This window comes from Pseudomonas sp. P1_F7, from assembly GCF_056405655.1.
Genome location: NZ_JBFUBR010000004.1, coordinates 371,997 through 388,028, shown reverse-complemented (window position 1 = coordinate 388,028; position 16,032 = coordinate 371,997). Strand labels below are relative to the sequence as shown.

Here is a 16,032-nt window from a genome sequence, read left to right as displayed (position 1 = left end):
CTTAAAGCTCCAGCTCCGCGCTGAAATACATCACGTGGCGCTGGTCATAATTGTTGTCGAGGAAGGTGCTCGGCTGATTGTCCAGCCGTTGCTGGAGCACCCCGGCCAACTCCAGGCTGGCCTTGCCCAGGGCAATACGTTTGGCGATTCGCGCGTCGACCCGTTCGAAGCGGTAGTCGTTGAGGGCATCATCGCCATAGTAGAAAAGAGCACTGTTCCAGCCCAGGCCCCAATCCCGCAGCCATCCGGCCGAACCACTGTTGCTTGCAGTTTGTCTGGCATCCAGCGGGTTGCTGGCGTCGGCATCGACGTAGGCATAGGTCAGTCGCAGGCGATCGAGGCTGCCGACACGCCAGTCGAGCTGGGTTTCGGCGCCCGAAAAACGCGATTTGTTGGCGTTGCTGGCGATGTACTGATTGTTGCGCAGCGGTTCACTGATCATGCCGGTGATTTCGTCGTGGAACAGCTTCACGTCGAGCGCCAGCCCCGGTTCGGGAAAGTAGCCGTTGTAGCCCAGCTCCCGGGAGCGCATGTGCTCTTGATCGAGGTCTCCGGGGCCACGGGTCTTGACGAAATAACGGGCGCTGGACTGGCCAAAGGCACCGGGCTTGAGGTTGGTGACCTGATAACTCCAGTTGACGTTGTTCTCGAACATGTCCGGTGAGCGGACTGCCTCGGAATAAACGGCACGCAAGCCGTGGCGCGGGTTGATCAGGTAGTTGACCGCCACGCGAGGCGTTAGCGAGCTGCCGATCAACCGGGTGTCCTCGAACATGGCACCGCCTTGCAGTAGCCAGTGTTCGCTGGCACGCCACTCGAACTGGCCGAACGCCCGCCAGATCGTGTCATCGAGAGTGCCATTGAAGTAGGTCTCGGAATCCGCCCGGTCGTAACGATAATTCATCCCGCTGACCAGCCGCAGGTTATCGGCAAGGCTCAGGGTGTCCTGCAGTTCGAGGTCGTAGCGCGATTCCCGGGTGCTCTGGTCGATGTCGCCGCAAACGGTCTGGCTCGCGCCGTTGCGCCATTGATCGAGTACCTGGTTGGCCAGCGCCTGCTCGGCGGGTGTGCCGGCCGGCGCACCAGGACCGATGAAACGCGTGATGTTGCGGGCCAGCCGTTCGGTGTAGTTTGGGTTCAATTGCCAGAGTTCGGTCAGTTGCGGGCTGAACGAAATTTCTGCGTCGCAAGCACGCCAGGTTTGCTGGCGATCCCAGTGTTGGGCCGAACCCTGGATATAAAGGCTGTGGTCGGGATTGACGTCCAGATTCCAGCGCAATGACCCGGCGTAGTCCTTGGCGGTGACATCGGAGTCGTCGCCCGCGCGGGTAATCCCCGGGAACACCGGCCGGTAGGTATAGGGCCGCTGGTTGGTGCCGTCCTTGGCATTCAATTGCCAATCGAGGCTTTGCCGTTCGTCGAGGCTCTGGCTGACGGCGAGGTTGAAGCGATCGAGGCGGCGACTGTCATGGTAGTCGGTGCCGGTATGGTCGGTGTCGAAGCCGTCGTCTTGCTGGCCGGACAGGGACAGGCGCAAGTCACCGTCCTCCCAGCCCATGCCCTGGCTGGCGTAAAAGTCGTTGATGCCGCGCTGGCCCTGGGTGACCTTCATGCGCGTACCGTGACTGTCGGCCGGCCGCCGGGTAATGATGTTGACCACCGCCATCAGGGCATTGGCGCCGTAGCTGACGGTATTCGGCCCGCGAAAGACTTCGATGCGCTCGATGTCTTCCATGGCCACCGGAATGTCGCTCCAGTCGACGGTGGCCAGGCCGGCGCGATACACCGAGCGCCCGTCGATCAGCACTTGCATGCGTCGCGCTTGCGTCGCGTTGGTGCCGTGGTAGTTCACCGTTGCCTGGTTGCCACTGATGTTGCCGACCATCATCCCCGGCACCAGGCGCAGCAGTTCGCTGATGTCGCGGGCACCGCTGGCGTGGATCAGGGCGCTGTCGATCACCGTCATGCTTCCCGGCACGGCCGCCGGCGACTGCTTCAGGCGCGTGGCAGTGAGCACTTGCGGCAGCGGTTCGCTGTCCAGGAACAAGTCGTCGGCCAGCACCGGCGAGCTGAAAATCAGCGCCAGTACCAGAGGCGAATGCGGTGAAGGAGAGCCCGGAGACACAACAGATCCCTGTCAGTGATTGTTGGCGCGCATGTTAACCGAGCCGAATGACTTTTCCATTCACGATGTCTGCATTTTCCTCGGTTTTATTGGTCTTCTTCCTACGGGTGCAGGTATTTGATGTCGGGGCTGGCCGCCGATGGGCCGCCCCGTATAATGCCGACATCGCCACTGGTATGGATTAACGGATTGCATATGACTGAACAGCGCCCGATTGCGGTCCTGGGAGGCGGAAGTTTTGGAACCGCCGTGGCTAATCTGCTGGCCGAGAACGGGCATCAGGTCCTTCAGTGGATGCGTGACCCCGAACAGGCCGAGGCCATTCGGGTCAATCGCGAAAACCCGCGTTACCTCAAAGGCATCAAGATTCTGCCCGGCGTTACGCCGGTCACCGACCTGCAAGCCACCCTGGACGCCTGTGACCTGTGTTTCGTCGCATTGCCCTCCAGCGCGCTGCGTTCGGTGCTGGTGCCCCACGCCGAACGCTTGACCGGCAAAATGCTGGTGAGCCTGACCAAAGGCATCGAAGCCCATACGTTCAAGTTGATGAGCGAGATCCTCGAAGAGATCGCCCCGCAGGCGCGCATCGGCGTCCTGTCCGGACCCAACCTGGCCCGTGAAATCGCCGAGCACGCGCTGACCGCCACAGTGGTCGCCAGTGAAGACGAAGAACTCTGCCAGCAGGTTCAGGCCGCGCTGCACGGGCGCACCTTTCGTGTGTACGCCAGCGCCGACCGTTTCGGCGTGGAGTTGGGCGGGGCGTTGAAAAACGTCTATGCGATCATCGCCGGCATGGCGGTGGCGCTGGGCATGGGGGAAAATACCAAGAGCATGCTGATCACCCGGGCATTGGCGGAAATGACCCGCTTCGCGGTGAATCAGGGCGCCAACCCGATGACCTTCCTGGGGCTGGCGGGCGTGGGCGATCTGATCGTGACCTGTTCGTCGCCCAAGAGCCGCAACTATCAGGTCGGCTTCGCCCTCGGCCAGGGCCTGAGCCTGGACGAGGCGGTCACGCGCCTGGGCGAAGTCGCCGAAGGGGTCAACACCCTTAAAGTGCTCAAGGCCAAGGCCCAGGAGGTTGGTGTGTACATGCCGCTGGTCGCCGGGCTGCACGCAATCCTGTTCGAGGGCCGCACGCTGGAGCAGGTCATCGGTCTGTTAATGCGTGGCGAGCCGAAAACCGACGTCGACTTTATTTCCACCAGTGGTTTCAACTAATCACGCTTGCCAGAAAAGCAGGGAGTTGCGCATGAACGATCCAAAAGTAGAAGCCAAGTACGAATCCATCTTGCTGCGGGTGCTGTGGATGATCGTCTTCGTGCTGGTGTGGCAAGTGGCGCAGTTCATCCTCGGCGCCGTCGTGCTGGTGCAGTTGATCTATCGTTTGTTCTATGGCGCCCCGAGCGCCAGCCTGATGAATTTCGGCGACAGTCTGAGCCAGTTTCTGGCGCAGATCGGTCGTTTCGGCAGCTTTCACAGCGACCAGAAACCCTGGCCGTTCGCCGACTGGCCGACGCCGCGTACACCGGAAGGTGAGGCGCCGCATGTCGTGGCACCGGCACCGCATCCGGCTCGAGATGAGGAACCCAAGCTATGAAACTCTGGGTATTGCGTCATGGTGAAGCTGTACCGCACGGCTCCCGTCCCCACGATTCGGAGCGGGAACTGACGGACCACGGTCGTAAGGAAGTGCTGCGCAGCGCCGAGCAGTTGATGGGGAAGCCGCTGACGGCGATCTATGCCAGCCCGTACCTGCGAGCGCAGGAGACCGCGCATCTGGTGCGCGAGGTTTTGGGGTTCGAGCCGGAGATCCGCACCGTCGAGTGGCTGACGCCGGACACCGAGCCGGACAAGGTCGCCGAGCAAATGGTGGCGGTGAGCGATGTCCTGCTGGTCAGCCACAATCCGCTGGTGGGGAATTTGTTGAGTTACTTGCAACATGGCGCGGGACATCCACCGGAGCGGGTCAGCACCGCCGGCCTGGCCGAGCTCGAGAGCAATGAGTTGGTAGTCGGGTCGATGAGGCTGAACAGCATCAAGCACCCATAAAAGCAAAGATCGCAGCCTGCGGCAACTCCTACATGGAAATGGCGTGCATCTTGTAGGAGCTGCCGCAGGCTGCGATCTTTTGATTTTGGTTTTCTGTTAAAAAATCAACCAAGCACTTGCTTGGTTGGCTACGCTTGCTCCAGACCAAAACCACAGGAGCGAGTCGCATGTCTGCTGCTTTTCGTTTGCCGCTGGACGTTTTCTACGAGCGTGAGGCCCGTCATCCCCGCCAGCGCTTTCTGGTCCAGCCTGTCGGAGGCGGTCAGGTCGAGACGTTGACCTGGGCGGACGTCGGTCACCAGGCCCGTTGCGCGGCCCATTGGTTGCGAGCGCGGGAACTGCCGCAGGGCAGCCATATCGCCCTGATCTCGAAGAACTGTGCGCACTGGATCATTGCCGACCTGGCGATCTGGATGGCCGGGCATGTCTCGGTGCCGTTGTACCCCAACCTGACCGCCGAGACCGTTGCCCAGGTGCTCGAACATTCGGAGGCGGCGCTGGCATTCATCGGCAAGCTTGACGACTGGCCAGGCATGTCCCGTGGAGTCAGCCCCGACCTGCCGACCATCAGCCTGCCCCTGCATCCGCCGGGTACGTTCGATTTCAGCTGGGCCGACCTGCAACGCAGCTCGCCGATCCAGGACGATCCCAAACCTGCCGCCGATCAACTGGCGACCATCATTTACACTTCTGGCACCACCGGCATGCCCAAAGGCGTGATGCACAGCTTCGGCAATCTTGGGTTCGCCACCACCCGCGGCACTTCGTTGTTCGGTCTCAACGAGTCGGACCGGCTGCTGTCCTATTTGCCGCTGTGCCACGTTGCCGAGCGGATGTTCGTCGAACTGGCATCGATTTACACCGGGCAAACGGTGTTTTTCGCCGAGAGCCTGGACACCTTTCTCACCGACCTGCAACGTGCGCGCCCGACCGCACTGTTTGGCGTGCCGCGCATCTGGACCAAATTCCAGATGGGCGTGTACGGCAAGATTCCGGCAAAACGTCTCGACTTCCTGCTCGGTCTGCCGATCATCGGCAAGCGGGTCGGGCATAAAGTCCTCGCCGGTTTGGGCCTGGATGCGTTGCGCATCGCGTTGTCCGGCGCTGCGCCGGTGCCGCAGACCTTGTTGCTGTGGTATCGCAAACTGGGGCTGGATGTGCTGGAGGTCTACGGGATGACCGAGAGTTGCGGCTATTCGCACATCGGCATGCCGGGCCAGAACAAGCCGGGCTGGATCGGCAAGCCGTGCCCGGAAGTCCAAGTGCGGATCGCCGAGACAGGGGAGGTCATGGTGCGCAGTGGCGCAACCATGCTTGGGTATTATAAGGAACCGGAAAAAACCGCCGACACCATTACCGAGGACGGCTTCCTGCGTACCGGCGACAAGGGTGAGGAGGACGCCGAAGGCAATCTGCGCCTGACCGGACGCCTGAAGGAAATCTTCAAGACCAGCAAAGGCAAATACGTGGCTCCGGCGCCGATTGAAAATCGTCTGGCCGTGCACTCGCGCATCGAACAGGTCTGTGTCGTGGGCGATGGCTTGGGTGCACCGTTGGGCTTGTGCGTGTTGTCGGCGGTCGGCCAGCAGGATGCCGGCGGGGCCGCGCGCGCCGGCTTGCATTCCAGCCTGGAAAAACTGCTGGAAGAGGTCAACGGCGCCCTCGACAAACATGAACGGCTGCGGCGCCTGGTGGTGGTCAAGGACAGTTGGGCCGTGGAAAACGGTTTTCTCACCCCGACCCTGAAGATCAAGCGCAACGTGATCGAAGCGGCTTACGGTGAGCGCTTTGAGGAATGGAGCGAGCGCAGCGAAGCGGTGCTGTGGCAGGATTGATCCACGAACAAAACCAACGAGGAAACTCTGCGATGAGCCTGTGGCGTACCACTCCCAACATCGAGCAGTTGAACGCAATCCAGAAAAACACCATCGGCGAACTGCTGGATATCCGTTTCGAGGCCTTCGACGAAGAGTCCCTGACCGCCAGCATGGTCGTCGATCATCGCACCCATCAGCCTTACGGTTTGCTGCATGGCGGTGCCTCGGTGGTGCTGGCCGAATCGGTCGGCTCCATGGCCAGCTACCTGTGCATCGATGCCAGCAAATTCTATTGCGTGGGCCTGGAAATCAACGCCAACCATTTGCGCGGCCTGCGCAGCGGACGGGTGACGGCGGTGGCCAAGCCGATCCACATCGGCCGCACGACCCATGTCTGGGACATTCGCCTGACCAGCGATGAGGGCAAGGCCAGTTGCGTGTCGCGGCTGACCATGGCGGTGGTGCCGCTGGGTGAGAATCCGCCGTTACGTTGACGGTTTGAAATCAAAAGATCGCAGCCTGCGGCAGCTCCTACCACCATTCCTGGTAGTTATGGTCATTGCTGTAGGACGCGGTCTTGCGGACAATCAACGCCTGTTCTCGCTCATGGATTTGCAGGTATGTCGCAACAGATCTTTTTCGCCCACGCCAATGGTTTTCCTTCGGGGACCTACGGCAAGTTGTTTGCGGCGCTGGCACCCGAGTTTCAGGTGACGCATCTGGAGCAGCACGCCCACGACCCGCGTTTCCCGGCGGACGACAACTGGTACAACCTGGTGGATGAGCTGATCCATCACCTGCAACAACAGGCCGGGCCCGTGTGGGGCGTCGGTCACTCCTTCGGGGGCGTGTTGCACCTGCATGCGGCCTTGCGCTGCCCCGAGTTGTATCGCGGGGTGGTGATGCTCGACTCGCCAGTGCTGACCCGAACCGATCGATGGGTCATCCGGGCGGCCAAACGCTTCGGTTTCATCGACCGCTTGACCCCGGCCGGGCGTACCTTGGGCCGCCGTGAAGAGTTCACCGACCTGGAAAGCGCGCGCAAGTATTTCGCCGGTAAAACCCTGTTTCGCGGCTTCGACCCGGAATGCTTCGATGCCTACCTGCAACATGGCTTGCATCAGGTCGGCGACAAGCTGCGCCTACGGTTCGACCCGGCCACGGAAATCAGCATCTATCGCGGCGTGCCGCACACCAGCCCGGGCAGCACTCGGCGGTTGCAAGTGCCGCTGGCGGTGGTTCGCGGGCACAACAGCCGTGTGGTGATGCGTCATCACGCCAGTTCGGTCGACCGCCTGCCGCTGGGCGAGTCGTTGACCATGCCCGGCGGCCACATGTTTCCGCTCGAACGTCCCCTTGATACCGCTGAAATGCTCAAAGGCCTGTTCTACCGCTGGGACGGCCGTCGACAACAGGATTGCGCATGAGCCACGTCGTCGAAGAGGTTCGCCTGAGCCTGCCGCACATCGAACTGGCGGCGCACCTGTTCGGTCCTGAAGACGGTTTGCCGGTCATTGCCCTGCATGGCTGGCTGGACAACGCCAACAGCTTTGCCCGTCTGGCGCCGAAGCTCAAAGGCCTGCGCATCATCGCCCTGGACATGGCCGGTCACGGTCATTCCGGGCATCGCCCGCCGGGAGCCGGTTACGCCATGTGGGACTACGCCCACGATGTGCTGCAGGTCGCCGAACAGCTTGGCCTGCGCAAATTTGCGCTGATGGGGCATTCGATGGGCGCCATTGCTTCGCTGATCATCGCCGGGTCGATGCCCGAGCGGGTCACCCACCTGGCGTTGATCGACGGCATCATTCCTCCTACAGACAAAGGTGAAAACGCTGCCGAGCGCATGGGCATGGCCCTGCAAGCGCAACTGGATCTGCGGGAAAAGCGCAAACCGGTCTACGACACCCTCGACCGAGCCATCGAAGCGCGCATGAAGGGCCTGGTGGCGGTCAGCCGCGAGGCCGCTGAACTGCTGGCTCAGCGTGGTCTGATGCCGGTGCCAGGCGGTTACACCTGGCGCACCGACAATCGCCTCACGCTGCCATCGCCGCTGCGTCTTACGACCGAACAGGCAATGGCCTTCGTCCAGCGGATCAAGTGTCCTGCAACACTGGTGGTTGCCGCCGACGGCATGCTCGCCAAACACCCAGAATTGCTGGAGCGTCTACCCTTTAGCCGGGAACAGCTGCCAGGCGGCCACCATTTGCACCTGAATGACGAGTCCGGTGCCGATCTTGTCGCAGACTGTTTCAATCGGTTCTTCGCCATTCCTTGACTTGCGCCGGGCAACTGTCGAGGCTTGGCGGGTTGAAATGGGAGACAACCATGATAGATCTCTACACCGCTGCGACCCCGAATGGCCACAAGGTCTCTATCGTGCTCGAGGAACTCGGCCTGCCCTACACGGTGCATGCCTTGAGTTTCGACAAAAAGGAACAGAAGTCCGCGGACTTCCTCAAGATCAACCCCAATGGCCGGATTCCGGCGATTGTCGACCGCGCAAACGGCGATTTCGCCGTGTTCGAATCCGGTGCCATCCTGATATACCTCGCTGAACAGACCGGCAAACTGATGCCGAGCGACCCGAAGGGACGTTCGCTGGTATTGCAGTGGCTGATGTTCCAGATGGGGGGAATCGGCCCGATGCAGGGGCAGGCCAACGTGTTCTTCCGCTACTTTCCGGAAAAACTCCAGGGCGCCATCGACCGCTATCAGCATGAAACCCGTCGCCTCTACGAAGTGCTCGACACGCGGTTGCAAAGTGTGGAGTTCCTCGCCGGCGAGTACAGCATTGCCGACATCGCGACCTTTCCCTGGGTGCGCGGTTACGAGTGGTCGGGCGTCTCGGTGGAGGGCTTGACGGCGTTGCAACGCTGGATGGCAACCCTGGAGGACCGGTCGGCGGTGCAGCGTGGTCTGCAGGTACCGCAACGCGCCGATGAAGCCAGTGTCATCAAGGGCGCCCAGGCCATGCTGATCCGATGAGTCTATCCATGCGTTCATTCAGTCTGCTGGTGCTGTGCAGTTTCAGTCCCTTGTTGTTCGCCGCCGATGTTCCGGGCAGTCAGGACCTGCCGATAGTGCCGCGCATGGTCGACGCGCAGATTGTCGACTATCGCCCTGCCGCCGAACTGGAGCGGATCTACCCGTTGGGTTCGATCCGCAAGATCAGTGGCCAGTTACGTTTCGACGGTCAGGTCAGTGCCCGCGGCAACGTCACTTCGGTGACCTACGAGTTGCCACCGGAGCATTCATCCATCGAGGCGTTCACCGCTGCCCGCGAGGCTTTGCAACAGCAGGACGCCGGGTTGCTCTTTTGGTGCCAGGCGCGCGATTGCGGCGAAAGCAGCCTCTGGGCCAATGAAGTCTTCGGCAACGCCAAGCTGTACGGCGCCGACGATCAACAAGCCTATTTGCTGCTGCGACTTGCCGCTCCACGGGATAACACCCTCGTCGCGCTGTACAGCATCACCCGCGGTAATCGCAAAGCCTACCTGCATGTCGAACAGTTCGAAGCTTCGGCGCCGCTGGGCCAGTTGTTGCCAACCTCCGCGACCTTGCTGCGTGAACTCAAGAGCACCGGTGAGCTCGATTTTTCCACATTGAACAGCGCCCCTGACGAGACCTGGCTACGCCTGGTTTCTCGCGGACTGAATCTGGACACTACTTTGCGGGTCAGTATTTCCGGAGCGAACGCCGAAGCTTGGCGTCAGGCACTGATTGGCCAGGGCGTGCGTGCCGCGCGGATGGAAACCGGCAGCGCCGAAGGCTCTGGCCTGCACATCGAGCTATTGCGCTAGGCTGTACCGGGCGAGCGTGTACGCTGCGTTCGCCTACTCTTTTGCTGACTGACTTTTTCGAGACTTTTGATGATCAATAACGATCGCCTATTGGTGCAGATCCTGCTCGTTGTGCTGTTCGGCGCGAGCTTCTGGGTGATGGCGCCGTTCTGGTCGGCGATGTTCTGGGGCGCGGTCCTGGCATTTGCCAGTTGGCCGCTGATGCGCTTGCTGACCCGTTGGCTCAATGGCCGCGAGTCTCTGGCGGCGGCATTGTTGACGCTGGGCTGGATGGTGCTGGTAGCGGCACCGCTGGTGTGGCTGGGTTTCAACCTTGCCGATCATGTGCGCGATGCCACGGCATTTATCAAGGATGCGCAGGTCGAGGGGCTACCCGAAGCGCCAGTGTGGCTGGGTTCGATTCCCCTGGTGGGCGAGCGGCTGGTCGGGATCTGGAACAGCATCGATGAGCAGGGCGCGGCGATGATGATGTCGCTCAAACCTTATCTGGGGCAGGTGGGTAACTGGTTGCTGGCGCGCAGCGCGCAGATCGGCGGCGGTATTCTCGAACTGACCTTGAGCATCGTCTTCGTGTTCTTCTTCTATCGTGACGGGCCGCGCCTGGCGGCGTTTGTACACACGTTGCTGGAGCGGTTGATCGGTCAGCGGGCCGGCTACTACATTGAGCTGGTGGCAGGCACGGTACAGCGGGTGGTGAACGGTGTGATCGGCACGGCGGCGGCTCAGGCGATCCTGGCGCTGATCGGGTTCCTGATTGCCGGCGTACCGGGTGCGTTGGTGCTCGGCATTGTGACGTTCATGCTCAGCCTGATTCCGATGGGCCCGCCGTTGGTATGGATTCCGGCAACCGCGTGGCTGGCCTGGAAAGGCGAGTACGGGATGGCCATATTCCTCGGGATCTGGGGCACATTCGTCATCAGCGGTGTCGACAACGTGCTTAAACCGTACCTGATCAGCCGTGGCGGTAATCTGCCGCTGGTCATTGTGCTGCTTGGGGTGTTTGGTGGGTTGATTGCCTTTGGCTTTATCGGCCTGTTCATTGGTCCGACATTGCTGGCGGTGGCCTACAGCCTGTTGATCGACTGGAGCAAGACCCAGGCACGGGTCGAAGATCGCCGGCCCTGAGATTTGTATTCTGCTTAGGGCCTCTTCGCGGAACGCCGTCCGGAGCAAGTCGGATCGCCGCACCGCCGCTCCCACAATGGATCGGATGGGGGTTCAGATACGTGGCAGGCGAATCACGGCCGTCAGTCCGCCACCCGGGGTTTCTTCCAGTGTCAGCTGCCCGCCCATTCGTTGCGCGGCCTCGCGGGCAATGGTCATGCCCAGGCCAACGCCGCCGGAATTGCGATTGCGCGAGCCTTCAAGGCGAAAGAAGGGTTCGAACACCGCTTCACGTTGTTCGGCGGCGATACCCGGGCCATGGTCGATGACCCGAATCACCAGCTGTTCACGATGGTCTTCCAGGGTAATCAGCGCCTGTCCGGCGTAGCGCAGGGCATTGTCCATCAGGTTGTTGATGCACGAGCGCAAGGCCATCGGCTGCACTTGCAGGGGGACACAGTGACCGCTGGCCTGGACGTTCGCACCCTGGTCCTGGGCATTTTCGCTCAGGGACTCCACCAACGCCTGCACGTCCATCCACTGCGGGGCTTCGCTGGTGCGCTGTTCATGCAGATAGGTGAGCGTGGAGTCGAGCATGCTGATCATGTCGTCGAGGTCTTGCCGCATCTGGCCTTGCAGCTTGTCGTCGTCGATTTTCTCCAGCCGCAGCTTGAGCCGCGATAGCGGCGTGCGCAGGTCGTGGGACACCGCGCCAAGCATGCGCGAGCGCTGCTTGACCTGTTCCAGGATGCGGCGCTGCATTTTGTTGAAGGTATGCGCCGCTTGCCGCGCTTCCCGTGGCCCCGATTCTTCCAATGGCGGGCTGTCGAGGTTTTCGCTCAAGCGCTCGGCCGCGTCGCTCAGGCGCTGGATCGGCCGGCTCAGCAGTTTGGCGCCGTACCAGGCGGCAATGATCAGCGAGACCAACTGAAACGTCAGGGGCACCAAGGGGCCGCCGAACCACGGCCGTGGCGGCCGTTTCTCGAAGCGTGGGTCCAGTGGCGGGCGTGGCCCGTCCAGGCCTTCGGAAAACTCCGGTGGAGGCGGCGGTGGCGGCGGGCCGTAATGGTGAAACCAGGCAAAGGCCAGCAGGTGCGCGAGGATAATCGCCAGCAACAACACGCCAAACAGGCGGCCGAACAGCGTATCGAAGCGCCCGCGCATCAGCCGATGTCTCGGGCATCGAACAGGTAACCCTCGCCGCGAACGGTCTTGATCAACTGCGGCGCCTTGGGATCGTCGCCGAGTTTCTGGCGCAGGCGCGACACCAGCAGGTCGATGCTGCGGTCAAAGGCTTCAATCGAACGGCCGCGAGCGGCGTCCAGCAGCTGTTCACGGCTGAGCACGCGGCGCGGACGTTCGATAAACACCCAGAGCAGGCGGAATTCGGCGTTGGACAGCGGCACCACCAGGCCATCGTCGGCAATCAGTTGCCGCAGCACGCTGTTCAGGCGCCAATTGTCGAATCGAATGTTCGCCCGCTGTTCGCTGCGGTCATCGCGCACCCGACGCAGGATGGTCTGGATCCGCGCCACCAGCTCGCGGGGCTCGAACGGCTTGGCCATGTAGTCATCGGCACCCAGTTCGAGGCCGATGATCCGGTCGGTGGGTTCGCAGCGGGCGGTGAGCATCAGGATCGGGATGTCCGACTCGGCGCGCAGCCAGCGGCACAGCGACAGACCGTCTTCACCGGGCAGCATCAGATCGAGCACCACCACGTCGAAATGCTCCGCCTGCATTGCCTGGCGCATCGCGGCGCCATCGGTGACGCCGCTGGCGTGGATGTTGAACCGGGCCAGGTAGTCGATCATCAATTCGCGGATCGGCACGTCATCGTCGACGATCAGGGCGCGAATGCTCCAGCGTTTGTCGTCACCGGGCGTTTTTTGGTCGTCGTTCACGGGTGCTTGGGCGTTGTGCATGCGTGTGTTCATCTGCCAGGTAGGCTGCCAACCACAAAGATAGGCTGCGAGGTTGTGGTTCCAGCATAGGCGTCCGGCCCTGAGGCGGGAAGTGCTGTTGCAAGGACCTGTTGCGGTTGCCGAGGGTAGCGGGCCCGGGTGTTGCGGGCGTGTCGTGCGTGTATCGAACTCGACACAATGGCCTCAAGGGCTAGTCTTGCCGGAGCCGTCGCGACGATTTACCGATCATCGGGTCCCGCAGCGGCGCTGGTTCCGCTACAATGCGCGCCGATTTCGACTTGCCTGAGAGCCCACTCATGTCCGCCTGCCAGACTCCTATCATCGTCGCCCTGGATTTCCCTACCCGTGACGCCGCACTGAAGCTGGCCGATCAGTTGGACCCGAAGCTGTGCCGGGTCAAAGTCGGTAAGGAGCTCTTCACCAGCTGCGCCTCGGAAATCGTCGGGACCCTGCGCGACAAGGGTTTCGAAGTGTTCCTGGACCTCAAGTTCCACGACATCCCGAACACCACCGCGATGGCCGTGAAGGCGGCTGCGGAAATGGGCGTGTGGATGGTCAACGTGCATTGCTCCGGTGGCCTGCGCATGATGGCCGCGTGCCGTGAAGTGCTGGATCAGCGCACTGGTCCGAAACCGCTGCTGATCGGTGTGACCGTGCTGACCAGCATGGAGCGTGAAGATCTTGCGGGTATCGGTCTGGACATCGAACCCCAGGAACAGGTGCTGCGCCTGGCTGCCCTGGCGGAAAAAGCCGGGATGGACGGCCTGGTGTGCTCGGCCCTGGAGGCCCAGGCCCTGAAAACGGCGCACCCGTCGCTGCAACTGGTGACCCCGGGGATTCGTCCGGCGGGCAGCGCTCAGGACGATCAGCGCCGCATTCTGACCCCGCGTCAGGCGCTGGATGCCGGTTCCGACTATCTGGTGATCGGTCGTCCGATCAGCCAGGCGGCAGATCCAGCCAAGGCGTTGGCTTCGGTCGTGGCTGAATTGGCTTAAACACCGCTAAACCTGTGGGAGCGAGCTTGCTCGCGATGAGGGAGGATCAGTGACATCAATGTTGCCTGACACTCTGCTATCGCGAGCAAGCTCGCTCCCACAATGGTTTTGTGGTCGCTTCAACTGTTGAGTCAAACCTTCAACACCAACTTCCCGAAATTCTCGCCGTTGAACAACTTCATCAGCGTCTCCGGGAAAGTCTCCAGTCCTTCGACAATATCTTCCTTGCTCTTGAGCTGCCCCTTGGCCATCCAGCCGGCCATTTCCTGTGCGGCGCTCGCGTATTGGGCGGCGTAGTCCATCACCACAAATCCTTCCATGCGCGCACGGTTGACCAGCAGTGACAGGTAGTTGGCCGGCCCCTTGACCGCTTCCTTGTTGTTGTACTGACTGATGGCACCGCAAATCACTACCCGCGCCTTCATGTTCAGGCGGCTCAACACTGCGTCGAGAATGTCGCCACCGACGTTATCGAAATACACGTCGACGCCTTTCGGGCACTCGCGCTTGAGACCGGCGAGGACGTCTTCGCTCTTGTAGTCGATAGCGCCATCGAAACCCAGTTCATCGATCAGGAACTTGCACTTGTCCGCGCCGCCAGCGATGCCCACCACCCGGCAGCCTTTGATCTTGGCGATCTGCCCGGCAATGCTGCCCACGGCGCCGGCCGCGCCCGACAGCACCACGGTGTCACCGGCCTTCGGAGCGCCGACATCGAGCAGGGCGAAGTACGCCGTCATCCCGGTCATGCCCAGTGCGGACAAGTAACGTGGCAGAGGTGCCAGTTTCGGATCGACCTTGTAGAAGCCTCGCGGCTCGCCAAGGAAGTAATCCTGCACGCCCAGGGCGCCGTTGACGTAATCCCCGACCGCGAACCCCGGGCTGTTCGACGCAATGACTTTGCCCACACCCAATGCGCGCATGACTTCGCCGAGCCCGACCGGCGGGATGTAGGACTTGCCCTCGTTCATCCAGCCCCGCATGGCCGGGTCCAGGGACAGGTATTGGTTTTCGACCAGGATCTGACCCGCCGCCGGTTCGCCGACCGGCACTTGCTGATAAGTGAATGTCTCGCGGGTCGCCGCGCCAACCGGACGTTTGGCGAGCAGGAATTGGCGATTGGTCTGGGAGGTCATGGCAGGCACTCAAGATGAATGAAGCTTTGTTGATAGCCGGTCAGCGACGATGCCGCAAGTTCGGCTGATGCGGCGAATGCAGGTTGATCCAGTGCAGTGATAGTTGGTACGGCAGTTCCATCACTGCAACTCATGGGCGCCCAACCGGAGCTTTGATAGTGCTGCCGTGTTCAAGACCTCCATGGCTAGACTGGTCCTACGCGATTCCCTGCTTTCTTCTCTTCGAGGACATAACAATGAGCATGACGTTTTCCGGCCAGGTGGTCGTGGTGACAGGCGGGGCGGCCGGTATTGGCCGCGCGACCGCCCAGGCATTTGCCTCCGAGGGCCTGAAGGTAGTGGTGGCCGATATGGACACGGCGGGCGGCGAGGGCACGGTGGCGCTGATTCGTACGGCCGGTGGCGAAGCGACCTTCGTGCGCTGCAACGTTACTCTGGAAAGCGATGTAAAAAATCTGATGGATGAGGTGATCAACACCTACGGTCGCCTCGACTATGCCTTCAACAATGCCGGTATCGAAATCGAGAAAGGCAAACTGGCCGAAGGCACCGTCGACGAGTTCGACGCGATCATGGGGGTCAACGTCAAAGGTGTCTGGCTGTGCATGAAATACCAGTTGCCGCTGCTGCTGGCGCAAGGGGGTGGCGCGATCGTCAATACGGCATCGGTGGCCGGCCTTGGGGCCGCGCCGAAAATGAGCATCTACGCAGCCTCTAAACATGCGGTGATCGGCCTGACCAAGTCGGCGGCCATTGAATACGCCAAGAAGAAGATCCGGGTCAACGCGGTGTGCCCGGCGGTGATCGACACGGATATGTTCCGCCGGGCTTATGAAGCCGACCCGAAAAAAGGCGAGTTCGCCAACGCCATGCATCCGGTCGGTCGAATCGGCAAGGTCGAAGAGATCGCCAGCGCGGTGCTGTACCTGTGCAGCGATGGCGCGGCGTTCACGACCGGTCATTCGCTGGCAGTGGATGGCGGCGTTACTGCGTTTTAAAAAGCGACGCACAGATTCACGAGTACACACGGAACCTGTGGGAGCGGGCAAGCTCGCTCCCACAGGTTTTTTTGGTTCCG

Annotated in this window: 16 protein-coding genes; 12 read left to right on the top strand and 4 right to left on the bottom strand. The window is 61.6% G+C overall.

The genetic code is table 11. From position 1 onward, the window contains the following. Position 1 precedes the first annotated feature (1 nt). Entirely contained in the window at positions 2 to 2,125 is a 2,124-nt protein-coding gene (locus tag AC1D1M_RS08030) for a TonB-dependent receptor plug domain-containing protein (RefSeq protein WP_477775212.1), read from the bottom strand. A gap of 195 nt (positions 2,126 to 2,320) precedes the next feature. Between AC1D1M_RS08030 and AC1D1M_RS08025 the strand changes: the two genes are divergently transcribed. The 10 genes from AC1D1M_RS08025 to AC1D1M_RS07980 all read left to right on the top strand — a co-directional run bounded on the left by AC1D1M_RS08025 (position 2,321) and on the right by AC1D1M_RS07980 (position 10,922). Continuing rightward, positions 2,321 to 3,346, top strand: coding sequence for an NAD(P)H-dependent glycerol-3-phosphate dehydrogenase (locus tag AC1D1M_RS08025; protein ID WP_150812165.1), 1,026 nt, complete (start codon positions 2,321 to 2,323; stop codon positions 3,344 to 3,346). A gap of 31 nt (positions 3,347 to 3,377) precedes the next feature. Then, positions 3,378 to 3,725, top strand: a complete 348-nt coding sequence (locus tag AC1D1M_RS08020; protein WP_007974561.1) for a DUF4389 domain-containing protein — start codon at positions 3,378 to 3,380, stop codon at positions 3,723 to 3,725. After that, entirely contained in the window at positions 3,722 to 4,177 is a 456-nt protein-coding gene (gene sixA, locus AC1D1M_RS08015) for a phosphohistidine phosphatase SixA (protein WP_477775211.1), read from the top strand. The genes AC1D1M_RS08020 and sixA overlap by 4 nt, the downstream gene beginning before the upstream one ends. Before the next feature lie 167 nt (positions 4,178 to 4,344). Beyond that, a complete protein-coding gene (locus tag AC1D1M_RS08010; RefSeq protein WP_477775210.1) occupies positions 4,345 to 6,012 on the top strand; it encodes an AMP-binding protein in 1,668 nt (555 codons plus the stop codon). Positions 6,013 to 6,044: 32 nt separating this feature from the next. Further along, positions 6,045 to 6,488 (top strand): hotdog fold thioesterase, encoded by a 444-nt coding sequence (locus tag AC1D1M_RS08005; protein ID WP_477775209.1) that lies wholly within the window; start codon positions 6,045 to 6,047, stop codon positions 6,486 to 6,488. Between the two features lie 126 nt (positions 6,489 to 6,614). Next, entirely contained in the window at positions 6,615 to 7,421 is an 807-nt protein-coding gene (locus tag AC1D1M_RS08000; RefSeq protein ID WP_477775208.1) for an alpha/beta fold hydrolase, read from the top strand. Then, positions 7,418 to 8,272, top strand: a complete 855-nt coding sequence (locus AC1D1M_RS07995; protein WP_223593624.1) for an alpha/beta hydrolase — start codon at positions 7,418 to 7,420, stop codon at positions 8,270 to 8,272. The genes AC1D1M_RS08000 and AC1D1M_RS07995 overlap by 4 nt, the downstream gene beginning before the upstream one ends. Positions 8,273 to 8,322: 50 nt before the next feature. Next, positions 8,323 to 8,982 carry a glutathione S-transferase family protein gene (locus AC1D1M_RS07990; RefSeq protein ID WP_477775207.1) on the top strand — a complete coding sequence of 220 codons (660 nt, stop codon included), beginning with the start codon at positions 8,323 to 8,325 and terminating at the stop codon, positions 8,980 to 8,982. Between the two features lie 8 nt (positions 8,983 to 8,990). Continuing rightward, positions 8,991 to 9,797 (top strand): DUF4892 domain-containing protein, encoded by an 807-nt coding sequence (locus tag AC1D1M_RS07985; RefSeq protein WP_477775206.1) that lies wholly within the window; start codon positions 8,991 to 8,993, stop codon positions 9,795 to 9,797. Positions 9,798 to 9,866: 69 nt separating this feature from the next. Further along, the gene (locus AC1D1M_RS07980; RefSeq protein ID WP_477775205.1) at positions 9,867 to 10,922 is read left to right on the top strand and encodes an AI-2E family transporter; all 1,056 of its coding nucleotides are present in this window, start codon (positions 9,867 to 9,869) and stop codon (positions 10,920 to 10,922) included. A 93-nt stretch (positions 10,923 to 11,015) separates the two neighbouring features. Here the strand turns inward: AC1D1M_RS07980 and AC1D1M_RS07975 are convergent, their stop codons facing one another. Together AC1D1M_RS07975 and AC1D1M_RS07970 are read right to left on the bottom strand one after the other, a co-directional pair. Beyond that, complete coding sequence (locus AC1D1M_RS07975; protein ID WP_477775204.1) at positions 11,016 to 12,065, bottom strand: sensor histidine kinase; 1,050 nt, start codon at positions 12,063 to 12,065, stop codon at positions 11,016 to 11,018. Next, entirely contained in the window at positions 12,065 to 12,823 is a 759-nt protein-coding gene (locus AC1D1M_RS07970; protein ID WP_477775203.1) for a response regulator, read from the bottom strand. The genes AC1D1M_RS07975 and AC1D1M_RS07970 overlap by 1 nt, the downstream gene beginning before the upstream one ends. Before the next feature lie 296 nt (positions 12,824 to 13,119). On the opposite strand from AC1D1M_RS07970, the gene pyrF reads away from it, so the two are divergent. Further along, complete coding sequence (pyrF, locus tag AC1D1M_RS07965; RefSeq protein WP_173677935.1) at positions 13,120 to 13,818, top strand: orotidine-5'-phosphate decarboxylase; 699 nt, start codon at positions 13,120 to 13,122, stop codon at positions 13,816 to 13,818. 131 nt (positions 13,819 to 13,949) lie between these two features. On the opposite strand, the gene AC1D1M_RS07960 is transcribed toward pyrF, so the two are convergent. Continuing rightward, the gene (locus AC1D1M_RS07960) at positions 13,950 to 14,954 is read right to left on the bottom strand and encodes an NADP-dependent oxidoreductase (RefSeq protein ID WP_477775202.1); all 1,005 of its coding nucleotides are present in this window, start codon (positions 14,952 to 14,954) and stop codon (positions 13,950 to 13,952) included. Positions 14,955 to 15,190: 236 nt separating this feature from the next. On the opposite strand from AC1D1M_RS07960, the gene AC1D1M_RS07955 reads away from it, so the two are divergent. Then, positions 15,191 to 15,952, top strand: a complete 762-nt coding sequence (locus AC1D1M_RS07955; RefSeq protein ID WP_477775201.1) for an SDR family oxidoreductase — start codon at positions 15,191 to 15,193, stop codon at positions 15,950 to 15,952. The last annotated feature ends 80 nt before the right edge of the window (positions 15,953 to 16,032 follow it).

Coding starts and splice junctions, on each gene's coding strand:
- AC1D1M_RS08025 (WP_150812165.1), top strand. CDS start 2,321: ATGACTGAACAGCGCCCGATTGCGGTCCTGGGAGGCGGAAGTTTTGGA.
- AC1D1M_RS08020 (WP_007974561.1), top strand. CDS start 3,378: ATGAACGATCCAAAAGTAGAAGCCAAGTACGAATCCATCTTGCTGCGG.
- sixA (WP_477775211.1), top strand. CDS start 3,722: ATGAAACTCTGGGTATTGCGTCATGGTGAAGCTGTACCGCACGGCTCC.
- AC1D1M_RS08010 (WP_477775210.1), top strand. CDS start 4,345: ATGTCTGCTGCTTTTCGTTTGCCGCTGGACGTTTTCTACGAGCGTGAG.
- AC1D1M_RS08005 (WP_477775209.1), top strand. CDS start 6,045: ATGAGCCTGTGGCGTACCACTCCCAACATCGAGCAGTTGAACGCAATC.
- AC1D1M_RS08000 (WP_477775208.1), top strand. CDS start 6,615: ATGTCGCAACAGATCTTTTTCGCCCACGCCAATGGTTTTCCTTCGGGG.
- AC1D1M_RS07995 (WP_223593624.1), top strand. CDS start 7,418: ATGAGCCACGTCGTCGAAGAGGTTCGCCTGAGCCTGCCGCACATCGAA.
- AC1D1M_RS07990 (WP_477775207.1), top strand. CDS start 8,323: ATGATAGATCTCTACACCGCTGCGACCCCGAATGGCCACAAGGTCTCT.
- AC1D1M_RS07985 (WP_477775206.1), top strand. CDS start 8,991: ATGCGTTCATTCAGTCTGCTGGTGCTGTGCAGTTTCAGTCCCTTGTTG.
- AC1D1M_RS07980 (WP_477775205.1), top strand. CDS start 9,867: ATGATCAATAACGATCGCCTATTGGTGCAGATCCTGCTCGTTGTGCTG.
- AC1D1M_RS07975 (WP_477775204.1), bottom strand. CDS start 12,065: ATGCGCGGGCGCTTCGATACGCTGTTCGGCCGCCTGTTTGGCGTGTTG.
- AC1D1M_RS07970 (WP_477775203.1), bottom strand. CDS start 12,823: ATGCACAACGCCCAAGCACCCGTGAACGACGACCAAAAAACGCCCGGT.
- pyrF (WP_173677935.1), top strand. CDS start 13,120: ATGTCCGCCTGCCAGACTCCTATCATCGTCGCCCTGGATTTCCCTACC.
- AC1D1M_RS07960 (WP_477775202.1), bottom strand. CDS start 14,954: ATGACCTCCCAGACCAATCGCCAATTCCTGCTCGCCAAACGTCCGGTT.
- AC1D1M_RS07955 (WP_477775201.1), top strand. CDS start 15,191: ATGAGCATGACGTTTTCCGGCCAGGTGGTCGTGGTGACAGGCGGGGCG.